Source organism: Mesorhizobium loti, from assembly GCF_003148495.1.
Taxonomy (GTDB): domain Bacteria; phylum Pseudomonadota; class Alphaproteobacteria; order Rhizobiales; family Rhizobiaceae; genus Mesorhizobium; species Mesorhizobium loti.
The window spans coordinates 1-4476 of the sequence record NZ_QGGH01000040.1 but is presented as its reverse complement, the minus strand read 5'-3'; the positions used below and the strand labels follow the sequence as shown (position 1 = coordinate 4476).

Below are 4476 nucleotides of genomic sequence, written 5' to 3'. Positions count from 1 at the left end.
CTGGCTGGCCTGCGCGCTCGGCCACAAGGCATGCCGCGAGGATCTCTCGGTCGCGTACCACCGTGTGCCGCGCCTCTTCGCCTCGCTCGCCCTTGCCTGCGGAGACGGCCGTTACGCGAAGCTGCTCAAGAGCCTGGCCAAAACGGACTTGCTTATTTTAGACGATTGGGGGCCGGAGAAGCTCAACGACGAACAACGCCGCGATCTCCTGGAAATCGTCGAGGATCGCTACGAGAAGCGCTCCACCATCCTCACAAGTCAAATTCCCGTGGATCACTGGTATGACATGATCGGCAATCCGACCATCGCCGATGCCGTTCTCGACCGCCTTGTTCATAACGCCTATCGCATCGAACTTTCCGGCGAAAGCATGCGCAAACACAAGGTCCTGCCAGTCACAGACGCAACTCCCGCTTGACCGAAAACGAGTTCGTCGACAAACATCGAAAAAGACCCAGAGGCGCTCTAAGCCGTCCGGCTTCGCCTCGGAATCGCGTCCGGTATTCTATCGGAATAGGTGTCCGGTTTCGTCTCGGAATCACTGTCCGGTATCATTGGAATACGCAGGTAGGCGGCCTTATCCATGAGCTTCAGCCGATCGTAGGCGCCGTCGGCGAACAGGTGTTTCACCCAGGGCAGCGCTTGCGGATGCCTTCCAGAACCGCCTGGACCCCGGCACTGTCGGAGATGTCGGCGGGGGTGAGGTTGACATCAACAGCCGCCCATCGGTATCGACGGCGATGTGGCGCTTGCGGCCGGGTTCCGCCCCTGATCTTGCGCCGGGTCACCACGCTGCGGATATCGTCTCCGAGCCGTTGGTGTGGAGCGGAATGTCCGGGCGCCGGAGGATTTTCAGGAAGCTTTGGCGGTCGGTCCGAATGCGCGCGAGTAGACGGTCGAGGGTTACGAACCTGGTCTTCATGCCGACGATCCGGTCGAACCGCCTGGCCAGTTCCCTGGCTCTTCGGGGGCATCGGATCCAGACACCACGCCTTGATGTCGTTGTAAAGCCACCAGATCCGGCTCTGGATCAGGGCCTTGGCGCGCTTAAAATTCTCGAAAGCAAATTGGACTACTGCCCTGCCGGCCTCGACCGCGATCCCCTTCCCGGAGGCCGCAAGGTGGAGGGCGGTTGCAATTTCCACATTATTCGGATCGTCGGGCAGATATGGGCCGCTGTACATCAATCCACAATAGCCAGCGAATTTTCTGGCATGGGCTTCATCCAGACCTCCAGCGCCTCGTCCGACAGCGCCATCTCATCGATCGCGCTCACTGCCGCCAAGGGGAGCGGCATCTCTTCGCGCCGCACCCAGTTCCATGGCATGAGCTCGTCCCAGCGCGAGGCTGGCCAGTCGTTCTGGATGCGGTCGGTGACATCGGCCACGTAGGCTTCGGCATCGACGTATGATCGGAGTTTGCTCCCGCAGAGTTCGGTTCGCGGCGAGCGTCCGGTATTCTCTCCTCAGTTCAGATCGCGTGGAAACTCCTTGACCTCTTTGCGATCAACGACGACTTCGTCGCCAGCACGCGCAACGAGATGGGTCTCCATGCGCCACACATCACGTAGCGCGTGAACCGTCGCCGAAACCGTAACTCGGGCATCCCAGTCGCCTCGGGCGTAGGATTTTTCCCAGGTCACGGTTCCCCGCGCCGAATTTGGATCGTCTGGATGGACGACGAAGACATCTGTCTGCCTGGCAGACAGAGTGATGCCGGTGTGTGGATGATGCACTGTCCCGCCATCGCTGACGACAGTGTACGTGGTTTCGCCGGTGATCTGGTTGGTCGTCACCTCGCGCCGGAAGGGCTCACCGGACTTAATCACTTCCTGCGCCATAGGCGTTGCGCTCTCCGGCCCTTCAAACCCCGCAAGCGTTGCATCCAGTGGCTGCGGCTTGCGCGCCGGCAGGATCAGCCTGCTGCCAGCGCAATGAATCGACAGCGTCGCCTTCTCCGGCCCTGGAAAGACCATTGGCCAATGGGCCGTGGCGACGGCAAGGCGAATGCGCTGACCCTTTTCGAAGCGCTGGCCACAGCAACGCAATTTGATGCGCACCGTCTCAGCCTCGCCCGGCTTCATCGGCTGCAGTTCGATGTCGTCATGCCGATGCGTGAGGTTGAGAATGCCGTAGCTGACGCGCGATGCCGCGCCGTCTTCCAGCACGAGCGATAGCGTCGCTGAGATCAGCGCAACCGGCTTGTCCGAGGCGAGCTTTACCTCGAATTCCGGAAAGCCGAGAATTTCCACGGCTTCTTCCAAAGGGGTCGTTTCGAAGACAAGCGCATTGCCGACTTCCATGCGCTGGTCTACCGGCAAGGTCGGAACGACGCCAAAAGCGCACCACGCCCCCGAGGAGAGGCCCGCCGTAAACGGTGAGCAAATTGTCAGCACGTCATCGCTGCTGGCGCCCTCTGCAAGACGTCCCGGCGAAAGGGTCAGCGAGCGTTCACCGACTCCTGGTCCCGGCCATGACGGCTCAGCAACCCATCGCCCTGGGCGCCCATCACAAATGGCAGCCGGCGGGTAAGGGTCCTGCATCCAGGCACGTAGCATCGGTTCGTCGGCAATTCCGGTATCGATGCCCTTGAGATATTGGTCCCACCAGCGCAAGCATTCCTTGAGGAAACCGATACGCGGCCCTGGCATGGCGAAATGCGGATAATTGTGGCCCCAGGGACCGATCAGCCCCTTGCGAATGCCGGTCAGCCTTTCTAGCATGCGGAAGATCGGGTTCGGATAGCTGTCGGCCCAGCCACCGACTAGGTAAACGGGCATCTCGACATCGGAGTAATCCTCGCAAATCGACGCGTGCCTGTAAAACTGGTCGCGGCGCTGATGCTCGAACCAGTCCTGCATCCATATGCCATTGCCGTTGAGACGGCCTTCCCAAAGCTGGCGCCAGCGGTCGCCGACGATCAGTGGATCGGGGGGCGTCATGGCGATCGCCCAGGCGGTAGTGCCCCAGTCCAGATTGTCGCACATCTGCGCGCCGCCTAGATAATGGATGTCGTCATTATAGCGGTCGTCGGTTGAGCACAGTGAGATCACGGTTTTGAGCGCCGGCGGCCGGCGCGCGGCGACCTGAAGCCCGTTGAAGCCGCCCCAGCTAATGCCGATCATGCCGACCGCGCCCGAGCACCAAGACTGCTTAGCCAGCCATTCAATGACGGCCAAACAGTCATCCTGCTCCTGCTTCAGATACTCGCCCTTGCAAACGCCTTCGCTGTCGCCGGTGCCACGCATATCGACACGTACACTAGCGTAGCCATGACCGGCGAAATAGGGATGCGTAAGCGCGTCACGTTCCGCCGTTTCGTCGCGTTTGCGGTAAGGCAGGTATTCGAGAATGGCCGGGACCGGATTGGCCTCGGCGTCTTCAGGGACCCAGATTCTAGCGGCTAGCTTCACGCCGTCTGGCATCGGAATCCAGAGGTTCTCAATCTCGCGCGCCTTGCGCGGGAAATCGGTGACGACGCGTATATTATCCATGGCCCTCTCCAGATTTTCGGCACCCCGGGTGGAGCGGCTAAGGTGCGGATGACTGGACTTCTAAGGCCCACTTGCAGAAACACTTCTGCTGCTCCTGTCGATTCTTCACTATGCTCAACCAGATTGTTCTTCTTCTAGGGAAGATGACATGTGCCGATGATCGGTTTGCGCCAGAATGCGTCAGCTGCTGAAATGCGAAGCTCACAGTGTAGTTCGCGTTGAAATGCACGCCTCCGGTGACGCTGGCAGTTAGCCACGTCGTCTGCCGACCTATTGCGCCCTGTGAATCGGCCGTGATTCTGTCTGTGACGCCGAATATGGAGGTGTCACAGATGCGAGACAGGGATCTGTTGCAACCTTTTGATTACCGGCCCTATGGCAAGGAGTCTTCGATCATTTTCGGAGGGTTGCAATGTTCAAAGGCCGTCAGTTTCGTGATCCTGCTTTGCGTACGCTGGTACCTGGCCTCACATAGGCTTCTTGGGGTCAAGGGTTAAATTTAGCAACGCATGAGCAGAACTCCAGGACTGTTTCGGCATCCAAGGTCTGAGCCCGATTGCATGACCGGCGGTCTCCGAGCACGATCAACCTCACATGCGGTCGCCGTTCAGGACGGCTGCACCAATATCCCGCTTGGGGCGGCAAGGGCTCAGGAGGATGTGACCATTCTACAAAACGGGCATTGCGACCACGAGCCGCTACTTAGCCGTCAACCTGAAGATGAAGCGTGATGCGACACCGCGGCGGTCGAAGTGGCCGAGAGCGAACGCGACCTCTCACTCCTCATTGAATCGCGCCGGGTTTTCTGGAGGCCGTTTCATTTGAGTCACGCGGCCATGGCTGGTTCATCCAGCATGGCGTAGTAGCGTTCCTCGGCTTCGGCCGGCGGGATGTTGCCGATGGGCTCCAGCAGCCGGCGATTATTGAACCAGTCGACCCATTCGAGCGTAGCGAACTCGACGGCTTCGAAGTTACGCCATGGT

The 4476-nt window shown here is 59.9% G+C and carries 2 protein-coding genes and 4 pseudogenes; 1 reads left to right on the top strand and 5 read right to left on the bottom strand.

From position 1 onward, the window contains the following. On the top strand, positions 1 to 418 hold a 418-nt coding region (locus C8D77_RS37080), incomplete at its 5' end, for an ATP-binding protein (RefSeq protein WP_170136936.1). A 146-nt stretch (positions 419 to 564) separates the two neighbouring features. Here the strand turns inward: C8D77_RS37080 and C8D77_RS37075 are convergent. The 5 genes and pseudogenes from C8D77_RS37075 to C8D77_RS37060 all read right to left on the bottom strand — a co-directional run. Continuing rightward, a pseudogene (locus tag C8D77_RS37075) lies at positions 565 to 757 on the bottom strand (transposase); the annotation flags it as partial. Positions 758 to 1097: 340 nt separating this feature from the next. After that, positions 1098 to 1184 (bottom strand): annotated as a pseudogene (locus C8D77_RS39220) (hypothetical protein); the annotation flags it as partial. A 128-nt stretch (positions 1185 to 1312) separates the two neighbouring features. Further along, a pseudogene (locus C8D77_RS38760) lies at positions 1313 to 1435 on the bottom strand (transposase domain-containing protein); the annotation flags it as partial. Between the two features lie 30 nt (positions 1436 to 1465). Next, positions 1466 to 3493: a CocE/NonD family hydrolase gene (locus C8D77_RS37065; RefSeq protein WP_109672924.1), complete on the bottom strand. Its 2028-nt coding sequence runs from the start codon at positions 3491 to 3493 to the stop codon at positions 1466 to 1468. An 826-nt stretch (positions 3494 to 4319) separates the two neighbouring features. Then, positions 4320 to 4476 (bottom strand): annotated as a pseudogene (locus C8D77_RS37060) (IS3 family transposase); the annotation flags it as partial.